This is a genomic window from Variovorax sp. 10N412 (genome assembly GCF_056394985.1).
Genome location: NZ_JBFTIO010000011.1, coordinates 11,681 through 28,292, shown reverse-complemented (window position 1 = coordinate 28,292; position 16,612 = coordinate 11,681). Strand labels below are relative to the sequence as shown.

Sequence of the window (16,612 nt, the reverse complement as noted above, 5' to 3'; positions counted from 1 at the left end):
TTCCAACTAGGAGGCACGCCGCCACGATATCTTCCGGAGCTCTGAACCGCAGAGTTCAGCAAAGGGAGAAGACGAATGGAAAGCGCAACGGCGGGGTCGCCCGTGGCCATTGCACGGGCGAGTGCTACCGAGAGGCCAACAGGAGAAAAGGCCCCTGAGCTAAGGGCCTCTGCGAATCCGGCCCTCGTCGCTCTCTGCACCATTGCCCGCTTCCACCAGATCGCAGCCGATGCGCCGCTGCTGGCGCATCAACTCGGCCTGACGCCATCCGAGCCGATCGTCACCGCCACGCTGCTGCAGGCGGCCAAGCACCTCGGCCTCAAGGCAAAGTCCTCCCGCACCACGCCCGAGCGCCTGTCCCTGACACCGCTCCCCGCGCTGGCCGTGCTGCGCAACGAAGACGGCGGTGAGCGCCTCGTCATCCTCGCGCAATGCGATGCCCAGCGCGTGCTGTTGCAAGACCCGGGGGCAGACAGCGCACGCCCGGTCATCGAGACACTGGACGTCTTCGCTGCGCATTGGACCGGCGAACTCGTCCTCATCGCCAGCCGCGCCAGCCTGGCGGGCGAACTCACCAAGTTCGACTTCTCCTGGTTCATCCCCAGCCTGGTCAAGCACAGGAGGCTGTTGGGCGAAGTGCTCTTCATCTCCTTCATCCTGCAGCTCTTCGCGCTGCTCAGCCCGCTGTTCTTCCAGGTCGTGATGGACAAGGTGCTCGTGCACCGCGGCGTTACGACACTGGACGTGCTCGTCATCGGCCTGGTGGTCGTCGTCGTCTTCGAGTCGCTGCTGAACGGCCTGCGCAGCTACGTCTTCAGCCACACCACCAACCGCATCGACGTCGAACTTGGGGCGCGCCTGTTTCGCCACCTCGTGCAATTGCCGCTGGCGTACTTCCAGGCAAGACGCGTCGGCGATTCGGTTGCCCGTGTGCGTGAACTGGAGAACATCCGCAGCTTCCTAACCGGCAATGCGCTCACGGTGTTGCTGGACGTCGTCTTCTCCGTCGTCTTCGTGGCCGTCATGCTGTTCTACAGCGTGCCCCTGACCCTCATCGTGCTCGTGAGCATGCCGCTGTACTTCGGCCTGAGCCTGGCTGTCGTGCCCATCCTGCGCCGCCGCCTGGACGAGAAGTTCGCCCGCGGCGCTGAGAACCAGTCCATGCTGGTGGAGACCGTCAGCGCGATCCAGACCGTCAAGGCCACCGCCCTGGAGCCCGCCTTCGGGCGCCGCTGGGACAACCAGCTTGCCGCGTATGTTTCAGCCAGCTTCCGCACCCAAAATCTCGCGAGCTGGGCGCACGAAGGCGTCAACCTCATCGGCAAGCTCGTCAATGCCGCCACCCTCTGGTACGGCGCGCATCTGGTCATGAACAACGAGCTCACCGTCGGCCAGTTCGTCGCTTTCAACATGTTCGCCCAGCGTGTGAGCCAGCCCATCATGCGCATGGCGCAGCTGTGGACCGACTTCCAGCAGACCGGGATCTCGATGGCCCGGTTGGGAGACATCCTCAACACGCGCACCGAAGTTGCACCGAGTACTGCCGCGCAACTCCCAGCGCTCAAGGGCCGCGTCACGCTGGACAACCTCACCTTCCGCTACCGCCCCGAGGCCGCGCCTGTGCTCAACGGCGTCAGCCTGGACGTGCGTCCCGGCGAAGTCATCGGGATCGTCGGGCGCTCGGGCTCTGGCAAGAGCACGCTCACCAAGCTGGTCCAACGCCTGTACACCCCCGAGCAAGGGAGATTGCTGGTCGACGGTATCGACATCAGCCTGATCGATGCGGCACAACTGAGAAGGCAGGTGGGCGTGGTGCTGCAGGAGAACACGCTCTTCAACCGCAGCGTGCGCGAGAACATCGCCGTCGTCGATCCGGCGGCGCCGCTCGACGCGGTGATTCACGCCGCCCAGTTGGCCGGTGCGCACGAGTTCATCAGCGAACTGCCCGAGGGCTACGACACTATGGTCGGCGAGCAGGGCGCCAGCCTCTCGGGGGGGCAGCGCCAACGCATCGCCATCGCCCGCGCGCTTTTCACCCACCCGCGCATCCTGATCTTCGACGAGGCCACCAGCGCGCTGGACTACGAGAGCGAGGCCATCGTGCAGCGGAACATGGCGCACATCTGCAAGGGCCGCACGGTCTTCATCATTGCCCACCGGCTGAGCGCTGTGCGGCATGCCAATCGCATCATCGTGATGGACAAGGGCCGGATCGTCGAAGGCGGCACGCACGAGAGCCTTCTGGCCAGGCCCAAGGGCATCTATGCGCATCTGTGGGCGATGCAGGATGGTGGATTGCCGACCGAAGGGGCGGCAGCAGGCTCAGGTGCAGGTAAAGGGGCAGCGGTATGACGACGGACGTCTCCACCACGGCACCTGCGGCGAATGCGCCCAGCGTTCGCCACCCGGTCTTCGAACTTCTGGGGCGCTACCGCGCGATCTTCAAGGCCGCTTGGAAGCACCGCCATGAACTGGCCGGGCCGAAGCGCCTGTCCGATGAAGCCGCCTTCTTGCCCGCGGCGCTGAGCCTGCAGGACACGCCTGTCCACCCGGCACCCAGACGGCTGGCCTATGCGCTGATTGCGCTGTTCCTTATTGCCTTGACCTGGTCCATCTTCGGGCAGATCGACATCGTGGCCGTGGCGCCCGGCAAGATCATCGTGAGCGAGCGCACCAAGATCATCCAGCCGCTGGAGGTGAGCGTGGTCAAGCGGGTGCTGGTGCGAGACGGGGACCATGTTGAGGCTGGGCAAGCCTTGGTCGAACTCGATCCCACGACTGCGAATGCCGACAAGACCAGCATCGATGAACAACTGAAGTCGATGCAGTCCGAAGTGCTGCGCACGCGGGCGTTGCTGCAAGCGCTGAACTCGCCGGCCTCAGCCCGCACCCCGGAACTGGGCAAGAGCATTCCCACCGGCTGGACGGATGTCGACATCGCCGCGACACAGGCCCAACTGAGCGACGAGTGGAGCGACATCACGGCCAAGCTTGCCAAGGCAGCCTCGGAGATCAACCGCCGCCAGGCCGAGATAGCGACCGTGCGCGAGATGGTCAACAAACTTGAGACGACGGTGCCGATTGCCAGACAGAGAGAAGCCGACTTCCATCAGTTGGCCAATCAAGGCTTCATGTCGAGTCATGCGAACCAGGACCGGACGCGAGAGCGCATCGAAATGGAGCGTGACCTCGCGACGCAACGCGCCAGGCTGGCCGAAGCCAACGCCACATTGCGCGAGAGCGAGAACACCAGGGCCGCTTACATCGCCGAGACCAAGCACAGCCTGCGCACGCGAGAGGCGGCTGCTGAGCTCAAGCGCCAGCAGGGCACGCAAGACCTGGCCAAGGCCGGGCAGCGCGAGCGGTTAACGACGCTCAAAGCGCCGGTGGCAGGCACGGTGCAGCAACTGTCCATGCACACCGATGGCGGGGTGGTAACCGAAGCGCAGCCCCTGATGGTGATCGTGCCCGACGGTGCGCAGGTGACGGCCGAGGTGACCTTGGACAACAAGGACATCGGCTTCGTCAACACCAGCCAGGAAGCCACGATCAAGCTGGAGACGTTTCCATACACGCGCTACGGCACGGTGAACGCCACCGTGAAGACGGTGACAGCGGATGCGGTGAATGACGATAAGCGCGGGGCGATCTTCCCGGTGACGCTAAACCTGAACAACACAACCATCGATGTGGATGGGAAGCCGATCAAGTTATCTCCGGGGATGAACCTCACGGCGGAGATCAAGACGGGCAAGCGACGGATCATCGAATTTCTGCTCAGTCCGGTGCAAAGAGCAACGAGCGAGAGCTTGAGAGAACGGTAGCGCGCAAGCGATCTGGATCAACAGATGAAAGGAGGAACTACTTCGAATCGAGCTGACTTTTAGTGTACGAGATCAAATTAACAGGGATAGAAAATAAATGATGAATACAAACGAAAAATCTGCAGATGCCAATCAGTCAAACGGAGATTTCGATCAGCAGTTCCTTGGCACCGACGGTGACGATCACCTGGAAGGCGGGGCCGGCAATGACACTTTGATCGGACGGGAGGGTCGCGACATTTTGGAGGACGGCCTTGGCGATGACGTTGTTGTTAGGGGCGCGGGTTCCAAAGAAGATACCTATCGCTATCGTTCAGGCGACGGCAACGACAACATTTCCAACATCGGAGTGCTGGAACTGTTGGACCTGAATCCGGACGATGTGCGCCTTCGGGGTTACGTGGGGGACCCTCATAGCCAAGCGATTGATATCTTGGAGACGGGCCAGACTATCCGTTTTGGCTTTGGCGATGGCGAAGCCCAAGCCACGGCGGGACATCATCGTAGTAACTTGGTGGACAAGATCAAGTTCGCCGACGGCACTGTCTGGAACGAAGAAGATCTGATTGCGGCACTAAACGCTGGCGAGACATTGACGGGCACCATGGGAGACGATGTCATTCTGGGGTATGCGGGCAACGACATTCTCGAAGGCGCACAGGGCAACGACACCCTGTATGGTGGCACCGGCAACGATACCTATCGTCATCATCCGGGCGACGGCAACGACACAGTTTTCGATGGCAGCGGCAGTGACACGTTGGAGCTGTCGAGGCTCAAGCCCGCGGACGTCAGCCTGAATGCCACCGCGCGGGGCAACTTGGAAGTTCTCATCAAGGAGACTGGAGAGCGCATCAAAATCGGAACCCAAGGTACTGGTGCACAGATCGATCGCATCACCTTTTCCAATCGCAAGTCCTGGGGGCAGACAGAGTTGGATGCCGTGATAAAAAAAGACGTAGTCTTTTCAGGCACCGACGCTGACGATCACTTGTTTGGCTGGCAAGGGAACGATCGTTTGGAAGGTGGGGATGGCCATGATCGTCTGGACGGTGGGGCAGGCAACGACATCTTGATGGGCGGGGCCGGCAATGACACTTTGATCGGAGGGACGGGTCGCGACATTTTGGAGGGTGGCCTTGGCGATGATGTTGTTGTTCCCGGCGCAGGTTCCGAAGAAGATACCTATCGCTATCGTTCAGGCGACGGCAACGACAACATTTTCAGCATCGGAGTGCTGGAACTGTTGGACCTGAACCCGGACGATGTGCGCCTACTGGGTCACGTGGGAGACCCTTTTTATAGCCAAGCGATTGAGATCCTGGAGACGGGCCAGACTATCCGCTTTGGCTTTAACTATGGCTATGGCGAATACGGCGCCACGACGGGAGGTTTTCTTAGTAGCTTGGTGGACAAGATCAAGTTCGCCGACGGTACTGTCTGGAACGAAGAAGGTTTGATTGCGGCACTGAACGCCGACGAGACATTGACGGGCACCAGAGGAAACGATGTCATCGATGGCTATGCAGGCAACGACATTCTGGAAGGCGCACAGGGCAACGACACACTGCGCGGCGGCACCGGCAACGATACCTATCTGTTTAACGCCGGATCTGGCGCAGACAAGCTGATCGAGACCGGCGGCACGTCGAATGGCAACGACACGCTCAAGGTCGGCAAAGGTATTGCGGCCGAGCAACTCTGGTTTCGACAGAATGGACACGATCTGGAAGTGTCGGCCATTGGCACGAAGGATCGAATGACCATCGCGAACTGGGACATCGACCCATCGGTCGAGCAGTTCGTGACCAGCGATGGCAAGACGTTGCGAGGCGCAGATGTTCTGAACCTGGTGCAGGCGATGGCAGCTTTCTCGCCCCCTGCCTCGGGTGAGACAGTGCTGTCCGGCAACTACCGCAGCAGCCTCGATTCGGTGATTGCGGCCAATTGGCATTGAAGACAGAAGACTGAGCTGCAAGTCGCTGCGCGGTTCAGGCAACGCCTGGCGCTGCGCGGCGATTTGTCTCTGTCATTCAGCGTTCAGATGGCGCAGTGCCGACGAGACAAGCCGCGTGATCTGCTGCCTGTTCAAAGCCGCAGCGGCGCCGCGTACCCCGTCATCTCGAGGTACCCGCGCCCCACGCGGCGCCCCTGCGCATCGAGCAGGTCGCTCACCCCCTCCCAATACACGCCCCCGGTCGACCCGCGGCTGTCCAACTCCTGGTCGTCCAGCAGCGCCCGCACCTCGAAGTTGCCTGCCGGCGTCTGCACACGCCACTGCGTCGGGTACTTCGCCTGCGTGCGCGGGCTTTCCCACGACTTGATCACCTCGAACCGCACTTCGTCGTTCTTGAAGATGCGCGCCACCCCGTCGCGCGCGCGAAACGATCCGCCTCCCCACAACGCACTGCCGTCGCTGCGCCGCAGATGAAAGGCCGTAAGGGCACTGCCGTCGTCGAGGTTCATGCCGATCCAGTCCCAGCCCACCGCGTCCGGGTGCATCAGCGCCTCGCTCCATTCGTGGTCGAGCCACGCGGCGCCGCCGACGTCGAAGGCCTGCCCCTTCAGCGTCAGCTTGCCCTGCGCCTTGAGCTGCGGTTCGCTGTAGTAGTAGCTTGCCTGCGACTCGTCGGGCCCCTTGCGCGACAGCCCCGCCTTACCTTGCAGCAGCACCGGCTGCGTGGGCGTGAAGCGCAGGTCGAGCGAGAACTCGCCGGCCGGGATGCGCGCTATGTAGAGGCCGTTCTCGCGCACCAGCGACCAGTCGCGGATGCGCACGTCGGTGTCGCTGGTGCTGGCCTCGGCCACGCCGAAGCCCGCGCGCGCGATGCGCTGGTCATGCAGCAGCACGCGGCCCTCCAGGTCGGTGACTGCCGCATGCGCGAACACCAGGTTCTTCGCCGCGAATGCAGAGCGCATGCCCAGCGCCGCTTCCACGCGCGAGCGGAAGAAGGTCACCTGAAAGCCGAACTCGCGGCCGGCCGGTGTCTTCGCATGGCCGGTGATGTACCACCACTCGGTGTGCAGGTCGGGGTGGCTGCCGAAGTCGCGCGGAAATTCGAGCCTGCGCTCGGGCAGCGCCCAGGCCGCCACGGGCCCCGCCGACAGCGCCGCCAGCAGCAGGCTGCGCCGTGAAACGAAAGACATGGAAGGCACGGGAGACATCGGAGACATCACGCCGCCACCAGCGCATCGATGCGCCGCTGCACCGGCGCGATGTCGCCGAACGCGTTGCGCACCCACGCGGCGTCGTGATAGCTCGGCAGGTAGCGCTCGCCCGCATCGCACAGCAACGAAAGAATGGACCCCTGCTGGCCGGCTGCGCGCATCTCCTGCGCCACGGCCAGCATGCCGATGAAGTTCGTGCCCGTCGACGGGCCGACCTTGCGGCCCAGCAAGGCCGACAGCGCGTGCATCGCCGCCACCGAGTCGAGGTTGGGCACCTCGATCATCCGGTCGACCAGCGTGCGAACGAAGCTCGGCTCCACGCGCGGCCGGCCGATGCCCTCGATGCGCGAGCCCGCCGCGGTGAGCATGGTGTCGCCCGTGCGGTGGTAGGCCGAGAACACCGAGCCTTCGGGGTCGGGGACGCACACCTGCGTGTCATGGCAGCGAAAGCGCACATAGCGCCCGATGGTCGCACTGGTGCCGCCCGTGCCCGCGCCCACCACGATCCACTTCGGCACCGGATGCCGCTCGCGCGCCATCTGCTGGAACATGCTCTCGGCGATGTTGTTGTTGCCGCGCCAGTCGGTCGCGCGCTCTGCGTAGGTGAACTGGTCCATGTAGTGGCCGCCGGTGCGCTCGGCCAGTGCGCGGGCCTCTTCGTACACCTGCGCGGCATGGTCCACGAAGTGGCAGCTCGCGCCGTAGAAGGCGATCTGCGCGACCTTCTCGGGCGAGGTGGTGCGCGGCATCACCGCGATGAAGGGCAGGCCCAGCAGCCGCGCGAAGTAGGCCTCGCTCACGGCGGTGGAGCCGCTCGACGCCTCGACGATGGTCGTGCCTTCGCGAACCCAGCCGTTGCACAGCGCATAGAGAAACAGCGAGCGCGCGAGCCGGTGCTTCAGGCTGCCGGTGGGGTGCGTGGACTCGTCCTTCAGGTACAGGTCGATGCCGTGCGCGGCCAGCGAGGGCAGGGGCAGCGGAATGAGGTGCGTGTCGGCGCTGCGCTGGTAGTCGGCCTCGATGCGGCGAATGGCGCCGCCTAGCCAGCCGCTGCAGGAGGTGGAAGAGAGGGTTTGCTGCATAGCGTGCCAGTCTACAAGTCATGCCTTGCAACCCCTATGGGGCGTTGCTTTGCGCTGCCTGTTCGACCACAAGACCGGGACGAGCGTTGACGGCTTTGGAAGCTGGGTTTCGGGGCCGGGTCTCGCCCCGGCGGGCGACTTACTTTCTTTTGCTTCGCCAAAAGAAAGTAAGCAAAGAAAAGGCGACCCCACTGTCTGCGACCCCTGCGCTTCGCTACGGGGCAACCTGCGGTGCTCGCGTTTCGCGGGGTCTCGCCCAAACTCGCTTCGCTCAAACAAGGGCGAGCCCTGATCCGCGAAACGCTGCGCGCCTCGGCGCAGCCAGAGGGGCTTGGGAACCGCACGGGCCTTTGCTTCGCTCGGCCACCAAGGCGCTGCGGCGCTTCGCTTCTGCAGCGCCTTGGGCTTGCTTCTTTTTTTGGCTCTTTTTCTTACCAATCTTCCTTGACTGCCAGGACTGCGTCCTTGCCGGCTGCGGCGCGGCCGGCCATCCACGCCGTCACCGTGCCTGCGGCCACCACCGCGGCACACAACAGCAGCAGCCGCTCCCACGGCACCAGCAGGTCCATGCTCCAGTGAAAGCTCTGCGGATTCACCACCTTCACCAGCACCACCGAGACCGCCAGGCCCAGCCCCAGCCCGGCCACGGCGCCGATGGCCGTCCACGCCGCGCCTTCGCCCGCCACCACCGCCAGCACCTGCCGCCGCGTGAATCCCAGGTGCGCGAGCAGCCCGAATTCCTTGCGCCGCGCCAGCACCTGCGCGCTGAAGCTCGCCGCGATGCCGAAGAGACCGATGGCGATGGCCACTGCCTGCAGCCAGTAGGTCACGGCAAAGCTGCGGTCGAAGATGCGCAGCGAGGTCACGCGGATCTGCCCGACCGACGCAATTTCCACCGACTCGGCGGAGCCGCCGCCCTGGCGAGCGGCGAGCGCGCGCACCGCCGTCTGCACCTCGCCTTCGGACGCGCCGGGCGCCAGCCACAGCGCCACGTCGCTCACGTTGCGCTCGCCGGTGATGCGCTCGTAGTCCCGCGCATCCATGGTGATCGCGCCGAACTGCCTGGCGTAGTCGCGCCACACGCCGGCCACGAAGAACGACGGCGTCTTTTTGGACGACGCCGACATGCCCATGGCGTCCGACAGCGGTGCGAAGGTGGTGCCCGGCTTGGCGCCGTACAGCTCCACCATCGGCTCGCTCACGTAGATGCCGATCTGCCCCTCGGGCACGGCAACGGCCGAACCGACCAGCGGCAACGACTGCGTGGCGCCGCCTTCCAGGCTGCGCGCGATCAGCGCCACGGCAGGGCGCGTGGCGTCGAGTTGCAGCGTCTGCGTGCGCAGCGTGCCGGTGCGCGCCACGCCGGGCAACTGCGCCAGCGCCTGCACGAAAGCGGGTGCGAAGGTGGCGGTGTCGGTGCTGCTGGTGCCGCCGCTGTTGCTGCCGCGACCGCCCGAGGTGGCGCGCACGTACAGGTCGGCGGGCAGCACCACGTTCAGCCACTGCGTCACCGAGTCGCGAAAGCTCGCGACCATCACCGTCAGCGCGACCGCCAGGCTCAGGCTCGCGACCACGCCGCTTACCGCCACGGCCGCCGTGCCGCGCATGCGCCGCGCGCGCTCCACGGCCAGCATGGGCAGCACGCGCTGCGCGAACAGGGGCGCGATGCGGTCGTACAGCAGGGCGATCAGCCAGGGCAGGGCGGTGATGCCGCCCACCAGCAGGCAGGCCACCGACAGGTACGCCGCCACGGGAATGCCGCCAATGGCCGGCACGTTGGCCAGCACCCCGCCCAGCGCGATCAGCCCCAGCGCCAGCCAGTGGCCGTTGCTCTGCACAGGCGCGGCGCCCAGGCCCTTGAGCGTCTGGGCCTCGGGCAACGCCTGCGCCGCGCGCGCGGGCCACCAGCCGCCGACCAGCGCGGCCACCACGCCCAAGCCGCCGTACAGCAGGGCCGAAGCGGCGCTCCAGTGCAGCGTGGGCGCCACGCCCTCGAAATAGCCGCCGCCCAGGTCGCCGCCCATCACCTTCAGCGCAAAGGCCGCGAGCGCGGTGCCCAGCGCCAGGCCGGCCGCGCTGCCGATCAGGCCCAGCACCAGCGATTCGGCCAGCACCAGCCGCAGCCGCTCGCGCGGGGTGAGGCCCAGCACGCCCAGCAGCGCGAACTGCTGCGCGCGCTTGGCCACGCTGAGCGCCAGCACCGAGAACACCAGGAACGCGCCGGTGAACAGCGCCACCAGCGCCAGCACCGTGAGGTTGACGCGGTAGGCGCGCGACAGGTTGCTCACGCGTTCCGCCGCATCGCCCGGCTCGGCGAACTGCACGCCCGCGGGCCAGTCCGGCGACTTCCGCAGCGCGGCCATGAAGGTGGCGCGGTCGGTGCCGGGCGCCAGCCGCAGGTCGATGCGGCTGAGCCGGCCGCCCTGGCCGAACAGGTCTTGCGCGGCGCCGATGTCCATCACCGCGAGCGCCGTGCCGCCGGCCGCGACATGGCCGGCCACGGCCAGCTGCTGCCAGGCGTCGCCGCTGCGCAGCTGCACTGTTTCCGCGGAGCCTGCGGGTGCTTGCGCGGGCAGTTTCAACGCGCTGCGCGCGGCGGCGTTGAGGAACACCTGTCCCGGCGCGAACAGCGCGAAGCGGTCGGCGCCGGGCGCGGGTTGCGGCATCAGCGCCGGCGCGATGGTGGGCAGCACCAGCGCGTCGATGCCGATCACGCGCATCGGCACCTGGCTGTCGGCCACCAGTGCCAGGCCCTGGAACTCCACCACGGGGCTCGCGAGCGTCACCTGCGGATGCCGGGCCAGCTGGGCGAACACCGCCTCGTCGAAGCCGCCCTGCACGGCGCGCACTTCCAAGTCGGGCTGTCCGTTCACCGAGCGCACGGCGCTGGAGAACTCGTCGAGCGCGGAGGCGTTGATCAGCTGCACCGAGAAGGCCAGCGCCACGCCCAGCATCACGGCCATCACGGCCGCCGCGTTGCGCCAGGGGTGGTGGCGGAGTTCCTGCCAGGAGAAGGTGGTGAGCAATGCGCGCATGCATCGATTGTGGCGGCGCGCAAAAGGTTACACAGGCGTGGCACCATGGCGCCTCTTCGATGACGCCTGAGGAACCCGACGATGCGGCTCTTGCCCCGTGCTCCCCGTCCCCTGTGCCGACCCTGGCTTGCGCTGTGCGTCCTCGCACCCCTGCTCGTGGGCCATGCCGGCGCCCAACCTCAGGCACCCTTGACGCTGGCGAGCGACCCCGCGATATTGGCCAAGGCGGCGCTGGGCGCAGAGCGCGGCACGCTGGTGGTAGGCACGCTGCGCAACGGGCAGGCGGCCTACGGCGCCGCCTACAACCCCGAGCCGCCGTCGCTGCCGCGCGCCATCGCCGCCAGCAGCGCCGAGCAGCCGATGTTCGAGATCGGCTCCGTCACCAAGGTCTTCACCGGCCTGCTGCTCGCGCAGGCGGTCGAGCGCGGCGACCTGAAGCTCGACGACACCGTGGGCAAGCTGCTGGCCGGCAAGGTCGAGGGCGTGTCGCCGGGCGTGGCCTCGGTCACGCTGCGCCAGCTGGTCACGCACACCGGCTGCATGCCCGTGATGGCCGACGGCGTGACCGGCGGCGCGCCGCTGGCCGAACAGTTCCGCACCTTCGACAAACCGATGTTCTGGGCCGCGCTCGCGCGCATCAGGCTCACGGCGGCTGCGCCGCCGTGCGAGGCCGCATACAGCAACTTCGGCATGGCGCTGCTGGGCCAGTTGCTGGCCGAGCGCTACGGCACCTCGTGGGGCGAGCTGGTGCGTGCGCGCATCACCGAGCCGCTGGGCATGAACGACACCGTGATTCCGCTCGGCGACAAGGCCTCGCGCATGGCTCCGGCGTTTGCGGGCGACCGCCGGCAGCCGCTGTTCGACATGCTGGCCTACGCGCCGGCCAGCGCCCTGCGCTCCACGGCCGCCGACATGATGACCTTCAGCCGCGCCGTGCTGGCCGGCGCCGCCGGCCCGCTGGGCCCGGCCGCCGCGCGCATGCTCACGCCGCTGGCGCGCTACGAGGGCGCCGAGATCGGCTATGCGGTGATGGTGCGCGGCTCCGATGGCGGACGCCGCACTTACTACCATGCGGGCGTTACCGAGGGCTACCGCACGCTCTGGCTGCTGGCGCCCGACACCGGCGAGGCCATCATCGTGCTCAGCAGCAACGCACGCGCGCCGCTGCAGGCCGTGATGCTGGCCATCGGCAAGAGCCGCTACCCGGTGTCGACCGCCGAGGTGCCGATCGATGCGAAGCGTCTGGACGACTACCGCGGCGAGTTCCGCGTGAGCAAGACCCAGGCGCTGAGCTTCACGGTGCGCGACGGCAAGCTGCTGGTGCGCGAGACGGGGCGCGGCTACAGCGCGCTCACGCCGACCGGCACCGACCGTTTCGCGGTCACGGGCATCGGCGCGCAACTGATGTTTCGGCGCGATGCCGGCCGTGCGGTGGTCGGCGTCACGCTGGCGCAGGGCGGCAGCCAGCTGGAGGGGCGCCGGGTCGGCGAGCCGGCCGTGGCGCCGCAGGAGTAGCTGGCGCGTTCAGTTCGCGAGCGCGAGCAACCGGTCGGCCATCTGCGCGATCTCTTCGCGCATGACGAGCTTGTCGAGCCAGTGCGCGGGAATGCCGCCCACGCCGTAGAACGCGCCCGCCAGCTGGCCGCAGATGGCGGCGGTGGTGTCGGCATCGTCGCCGAGGTTGGCGGCGGCGAGCACGGCTTCTTCGAACGACTGCGTGTGCGCAAAGCACCAGAGCGCCGCTTCCAGCGACTCGACGCAGTAGCCCGAACCCTTGATGTGCTCGCGCGGCTTCGAGGCGTAGTCGCCGCGCGCGAGCGCCGCGACCTTCTCGCTCAGCGGGGCCCGCGGTGCGGTCGCAAGAATGGCCGCCTTGCCTTCGCCCTGCAAGGCCGCCCGCAGCTGCAAGGCGAACAGCCGCGAGCACTCGATGGCCTCCAGCGCGCCGTGCGTGGTGCGCGTGCTCTCGCCGGCCTGTTGCCAGGTGGCTTCGGCGCTGGCCGCGCAGAACATCGGCACGGGTGCCAGCCGCATCAGCGCACCGTTGCCCGCCGCGCGCGGATCGGGGTCGCCAGCGAACGGATCGCCCGACGCGAGGTAGCGGGTGAGGGCGCCCGACACCGTGAGGCCGATGTCGAAGCAGTTGCCGGTGCTGCTCATGTAGCCCACGCTGCGCCAGTTGCAGTAGCGGTTCATCTGGTCGACGGCGTTGAAGCCCCCGCAGTGGATGAGGCTCGCCGCGAGGCACAGCGCCATCGAGGTGTCGTCGGTCCATTCGCCGGGCGCCAGGCCGAAGGGCCCGCCGCCAGCCATGCCGGTCACCGGCTCGAAGCTGCCGCGCGAGCGGAACTCGACCGTGGTGCCCACGGCGTCGCCGCAGGCCAGGCCGAGCAGGCAGCCCCGGTAGCGTTCGATGCGTGTCATCGCGCGGCCCTCAGCGCGTCGCGTGCGGCCATCAGCGCGAAGCCCAGCAGGTTGAGGCCGCGCCACGCGCGCGGGTCTTGCGCCGCGGGGTCGGTGGCCGCCAGGCCGACGCCCCAGACCGGATCGACCGGGCTGGCCTCCACCAGCACCTGGTGGCCCGTGCCGAGCAGGAAGGCGCCGAGCGCCGCGTTCTGCGCGAACTTCTCGATGTTGCCCTGCGTCACGATGTCCAGGCGCGCCTCGACCCATGCCGCCTCGTCGAAGCCGCGGATCTCGCGGCCGAGCTTCTTCGCTTCGCCGGGCGTGCGGGCCGCGAGGATGCGCTCGCAGGTTTGCGTGTCGTCGAACAGGCGCGCCTTGCCGGCCATCATGAAATGCTCGGCCGTGCGGTACCTGACCCCGTCGACCTTGAATTCGGCCTCGAACCACTGGCTGAAGCAGCTCTTGTTCACGCCCGTCTTCGGCGCCTGGTGGCCCCAGAACAGAAGGTACTCGGGGCGATGGCCCTGCGCGAAGTAGGCGGGCAGGTCGCGGGTGCTGCGCGGCGTGGTCGTTGTATGGATCGTCATTTTTTCTCTCCCTCGAAAGCGTGTGACAGCCTTGTTCCTTTTTCCGTTGTAAGTTGTCCTGTGCAACTAATCAAGGGTTGTATAGTACAACTAACAAATCCGCAGTCAAGCCATCCCGTGAAATCACCCTCGTCGATTTTTCCGCCCCTGAGCTTTCCGCGCCCGCTGGTCACGGTCGACGTGGTGATGTTCACCGTGCTCGACGACGCCTTGCAGGTGCTGCTGGTGAAGCGCCCCGCCGACACCGCCGAGCCGTTCCCCGGCAAGTGGGCCTTGCCCGGCGGCTTCGTGAACATCGACGAAGACGCCACGCTGCTCGACTGCGCGCAGCGCAAGCTGCGCGAAAAGACCGGCGTGGTCACGCCCTACCTCGAACAACTCGGCAGCTGGGGCGGTGCGCAGCGCGACCCGCGCGGCTGGTCGACCACGCATTGCTTCTATGCGCTGATTCCCGCGCAGGCGATGCACTTGCGCAGCGGCGCCAACGCGGCCGAGGTGGCATGGTTCGCGGTCGACGTGGCAGCGCGCAAGCGGCTGGCCTTCGACCACGGCGAGTTGCTGGACGCGGCCGTCGCCCGGCTGCGCAGCAAGGTCGAATACACCTCGCTGCCGGCCTTTCTGCTGGAGGAGCCGTTCACGCTGCCGGCGCTGCAGCACACGTACGAGGTGGTGCTGGGCCGCGACATCGACAAGAGCGCCTTTCGCAAGCGCATGCTCGACGGCGAGTTCATGGAAGAGGCCGGCATGGTCACCGGCAGCCTGGGCCGCCCGGCCATGAGCTACCGGCTGCGCGACCGCTCGCAGGCGGCGCTGTTTCCGCGCACTTTCAGCGCCCGGTAGCGGCAGGCAGCAACGCCGGGCCGCTGCGGGAAGGACGCCGGCTCAGGGCCGCTGCGACATCGCGCTGAGGTAGGTGCGCACCGCCGCACTGGTGCTCAGGCCGATCGCCCGGTCATAGGCCTGCCGGGCCGCGGCACGCGCACCGCCGGCCGCCAGCAGGTGCGCGCGCGCGGCCCAGAAGGGTTGGTAGTTCGTCACCTCGTCCGCCGGGATCGCATCGAGCGCGCGAAGGCCGGTCTCCGGCGTGCGGGCATTGGCCAGCGCGCAGGCGAGGCTCACCTGCGCACCGACGCTGGGCCGCAGTGCCAGCAGGCCTTCGTACAGCGACACCAGCGTTTCGGGCGGCACCGGCGCGCCCGCGCGGCGTTCGCAGTGCGCCGACTGGATGGCCGCCTCCAACTGGTAGGGCCCGAGCGATCGCAGGGTGGACGCGTGCCGCAGATGGTGCTCGGCCTCGGCCAGCAGTTCGTGGTCCCAGCGCGTGATGTCCTGCTGGTCGAGCGGCACGTAGGCGCCGGTGTCGCTGCGGCGCGCCGCCAGGCGGGCGTCGCAGAACAGCATCAGCGCCAGCAGCCCGAGCGGTTCGGGCTCGTTCGGCATCAGCCGGCACAGGATGCGGCACAGGTCGATGGCTTCGTTGGTCAGCCCGCGCGGCAGGGCGTCGGCGCCGTCCACGTCGTCCCAGCCCGTGCCATAGCCGGCGTAGATGCCGTCAAGCACGTCGCGCAGCCGGTGCGGCAGGTCGCGCGCCTGCGGGTATTCGAAAGGCACGCCCGCCGCGCGGATGCGGGCCTTGGCGCGCACCAGCCGCTGCGCCAGCGCGGAGGGCGAGCTCAGGAAAGCGCCCGCCATGCGCGCCGCGTCGAGCCCGAGAACGGTCTGCAGCATCAGCGGTGCGCGTGCCGGTGCGTCGATGGCCGGGTGCGCGCACACGAAGAGCAGGCGCAGCCGCTCGTCGGGCACGGCTGCGCCCTCGGTGCTGCCTTCGTCGATCTCGCCGGCCAGCAGCATCAGCGTTTGCGTGGCCTTGTCCTGCACGCGGGTGTGGCGCCAGGCGTCGAGCTTGCGGTGCCGCGCCACGCTCAGCAGCCAGGCTTCGGGCTGCTGCGGAATGCCGTCGGCGGGCCAGCGCTCCAGCGCACGGGCAAAGGCGTCGGCCAGTGCGTCTTCGGACGCGGCGATGTCGTGCGTGCGCGCGGACAGGATGGCCAGCAGCCGCCCGTAGGCCTCGCGCGCCGCACGTTCGGCGGCCTGGTGAGCCGCCGGGCCGCTCATGGCGCCGCGGCCGCCGCGGTGGCGGTGAAGACGGGGCGCACCTCCACCCCGCCGCTGGAGGCGCAGGGCGCACGCTCGGCCCATTCGAGCGCGGCGTCGAGGTCGGCCACCTCGATCACGAAGTAGCCGCCGAGCTGCTCCTTGGTGTCGGCGAAGGGACCGTCCTGCACCTGTCGCTTGTCGCCGCGCACGCGCAGCGTGGTGCCGGTCATGGGCGGGAACAGGCCGTGGCCGCCGAGCGCAATGCCCGACTGGCGCACGGCGTCGGCATAGGCCATCCAGCTGGCGCGGTAGGCCTGCGAGGCGGCGTCGTCGCGTTGCTCGAACTCGGCCGCGGGCTGATAGAACATCAACATGTACTGCATGGTGTCTCTCCGTCATGGAAGAAGCTGCAG

The 16,612-nt window shown here is 67.4% G+C and carries 12 protein-coding genes; 5 read left to right on the top strand and 7 right to left on the bottom strand.

Annotated features, from left to right (window positions below; genetic code table 11):
* The first annotated feature begins 75 nt into the window (after window positions 1-75).
* The 3 genes from AC1DJH_RS22785 to AC1DJH_RS22775 all read left to right on the top strand — a co-directional run bounded on the left by AC1DJH_RS22785 (window position 76) and on the right by AC1DJH_RS22775 (window position 5,781).
* Entirely contained in the window at window positions 76-2,352 is a 2,277-nt protein-coding gene (locus AC1DJH_RS22785) for a type I secretion system permease/ATPase (protein ID WP_478187268.1), read from the top strand.
* On the top strand, window positions 2,349-3,824 hold the full coding sequence (locus AC1DJH_RS22780; protein ID WP_478187267.1) for an HlyD family type I secretion periplasmic adaptor subunit: 1,476 nt from the start codon (window positions 2,349-2,351) through the stop codon (window positions 3,822-3,824). The genes AC1DJH_RS22785 and AC1DJH_RS22780 overlap by 4 nt, the downstream gene beginning before the upstream one ends.
* A 97-nt stretch (window positions 3,825-3,921) precedes the next feature.
* Window positions 3,922-5,781, top strand: coding sequence for a calcium-binding protein (locus AC1DJH_RS22775; RefSeq protein ID WP_478187266.1), 1,860 nt, complete (start codon window positions 3,922-3,924; stop codon window positions 5,779-5,781).
* 131 nt (window positions 5,782-5,912) lie between these two features.
* On the opposite strand, the gene AC1DJH_RS22770 is transcribed toward AC1DJH_RS22775, so the two are convergent.
* From AC1DJH_RS22770 to AC1DJH_RS22760, 3 genes are all read right to left on the bottom strand, one after another.
* Window positions 5,913-6,971 carry a lipocalin-like domain-containing protein gene (locus AC1DJH_RS22770; RefSeq protein WP_478187265.1) on the bottom strand — a complete coding sequence of 353 codons (1,059 nt, stop codon included), beginning with the start codon at window positions 6,969-6,971 and terminating at the stop codon, window positions 5,913-5,915.
* A 26-nt stretch (window positions 6,972-6,997) separates the two neighbouring features.
* Complete coding sequence (locus AC1DJH_RS22765) at window positions 6,998-8,074, bottom strand: PLP-dependent cysteine synthase family protein (RefSeq protein ID WP_478187264.1); 1,077 nt, start codon at window positions 8,072-8,074, stop codon at window positions 6,998-7,000.
* A 431-nt stretch (window positions 8,075-8,505) separates the two neighbouring features.
* A complete protein-coding gene (locus tag AC1DJH_RS22760; protein ID WP_478187263.1) occupies window positions 8,506-11,109 on the bottom strand; it encodes an FtsX-like permease family protein in 2,604 nt (867 codons plus the stop codon).
* Between the two features lie 189 nt (window positions 11,110-11,298).
* On the opposite strand from AC1DJH_RS22760, the gene AC1DJH_RS22755 reads away from it, so the two are divergent.
* The gene (locus tag AC1DJH_RS22755) at window positions 11,299-12,624 is read left to right on the top strand and encodes a serine hydrolase domain-containing protein (protein ID WP_478187262.1); all 1,326 of its coding nucleotides are present in this window, start codon (window positions 11,299-11,301) and stop codon (window positions 12,622-12,624) included.
* A 9-nt stretch (window positions 12,625-12,633) separates the two neighbouring features.
* Here the strand turns inward: AC1DJH_RS22755 and AC1DJH_RS22750 are convergent, their stop codons facing one another.
* Both AC1DJH_RS22750 and AC1DJH_RS22745 read right to left on the bottom strand, forming a co-directional pair.
* Complete coding sequence (locus tag AC1DJH_RS22750) at window positions 12,634-13,533, bottom strand: ADP-ribosylglycohydrolase family protein (protein ID WP_478187261.1); 900 nt, start codon at window positions 13,531-13,533, stop codon at window positions 12,634-12,636.
* Window positions 13,530-14,102, bottom strand: coding sequence for an NADAR family protein (locus tag AC1DJH_RS22745; RefSeq protein ID WP_478187260.1), 573 nt, complete (start codon window positions 14,100-14,102; stop codon window positions 13,530-13,532). Before AC1DJH_RS22745 ends, AC1DJH_RS22750 begins: the two co-directional genes overlap by 4 nt.
* A gap of 186 nt (window positions 14,103-14,288) precedes the next feature.
* On the opposite strand from AC1DJH_RS22745, the gene AC1DJH_RS22740 reads away from it, so the two are divergent.
* Window positions 14,289-14,942, top strand: coding sequence for an NUDIX hydrolase (locus AC1DJH_RS22740; protein ID WP_478187357.1), 654 nt, complete (start codon window positions 14,289-14,291; stop codon window positions 14,940-14,942).
* Between the two features lie 42 nt (window positions 14,943-14,984).
* Here the strand turns inward: AC1DJH_RS22740 and AC1DJH_RS22735 are convergent, their stop codons facing one another.
* Together AC1DJH_RS22735 and AC1DJH_RS22730 are read right to left on the bottom strand one after the other, a co-directional pair.
* Entirely contained in the window at window positions 14,985-16,217 is a 1,233-nt protein-coding gene (locus AC1DJH_RS22735) for an RNA polymerase sigma factor (RefSeq protein WP_478187259.1), read from the bottom strand.
* Window positions 16,214-16,582 (bottom strand): YciI family protein, encoded by a 369-nt coding sequence (locus AC1DJH_RS22730; RefSeq protein WP_478187258.1) that lies wholly within the window; start codon window positions 16,580-16,582, stop codon window positions 16,214-16,216. The genes AC1DJH_RS22735 and AC1DJH_RS22730 overlap by 4 nt, the downstream gene beginning before the upstream one ends.
* Window positions 16,583-16,612 lie beyond the last annotated feature (30 nt).

Coding starts and splice junctions, on each gene's coding strand:
- AC1DJH_RS22785 (WP_478187268.1), top strand. CDS start 76: ATGGAAAGCGCAACGGCGGGGTCGCCCGTGGCCATTGCACGGGCGAGT.
- AC1DJH_RS22780 (WP_478187267.1), top strand. CDS start 2,349: ATGACGACGGACGTCTCCACCACGGCACCTGCGGCGAATGCGCCCAGC.
- AC1DJH_RS22775 (WP_478187266.1), top strand. CDS start 3,922: ATGATGAATACAAACGAAAAATCTGCAGATGCCAATCAGTCAAACGGA.
- AC1DJH_RS22770 (WP_478187265.1), bottom strand. CDS start 6,971: ATGTCTTTCGTTTCACGGCGCAGCCTGCTGCTGGCGGCGCTGTCGGCG.
- AC1DJH_RS22765 (WP_478187264.1), bottom strand. CDS start 8,074: ATGCAGCAAACCCTCTCTTCCACCTCCTGCAGCGGCTGGCTAGGCGGC.
- AC1DJH_RS22760 (WP_478187263.1), bottom strand. CDS start 11,109: ATGCGCGCATTGCTCACCACCTTCTCCTGGCAGGAACTCCGCCACCAC.
- AC1DJH_RS22750 (WP_478187261.1), bottom strand. CDS start 13,533: ATGACACGCATCGAACGCTACCGGGGCTGCCTGCTCGGCCTGGCCTGC.
- AC1DJH_RS22745 (WP_478187260.1), bottom strand. CDS start 14,102: ATGACGATCCATACAACGACCACGCCGCGCAGCACCCGCGACCTGCCC.
- AC1DJH_RS22740 (WP_478187357.1), top strand. CDS start 14,289: ATGTTCACCGTGCTCGACGACGCCTTGCAGGTGCTGCTGGTGAAGCGC.
- AC1DJH_RS22735 (WP_478187259.1), bottom strand. CDS start 16,217: ATGAGCGGCCCGGCGGCTCACCAGGCCGCCGAACGTGCGGCGCGCGAG.
- AC1DJH_RS22730 (WP_478187258.1), bottom strand. CDS start 16,582: ATGCAGTACATGTTGATGTTCTATCAGCCCGCGGCCGAGTTCGAGCAA.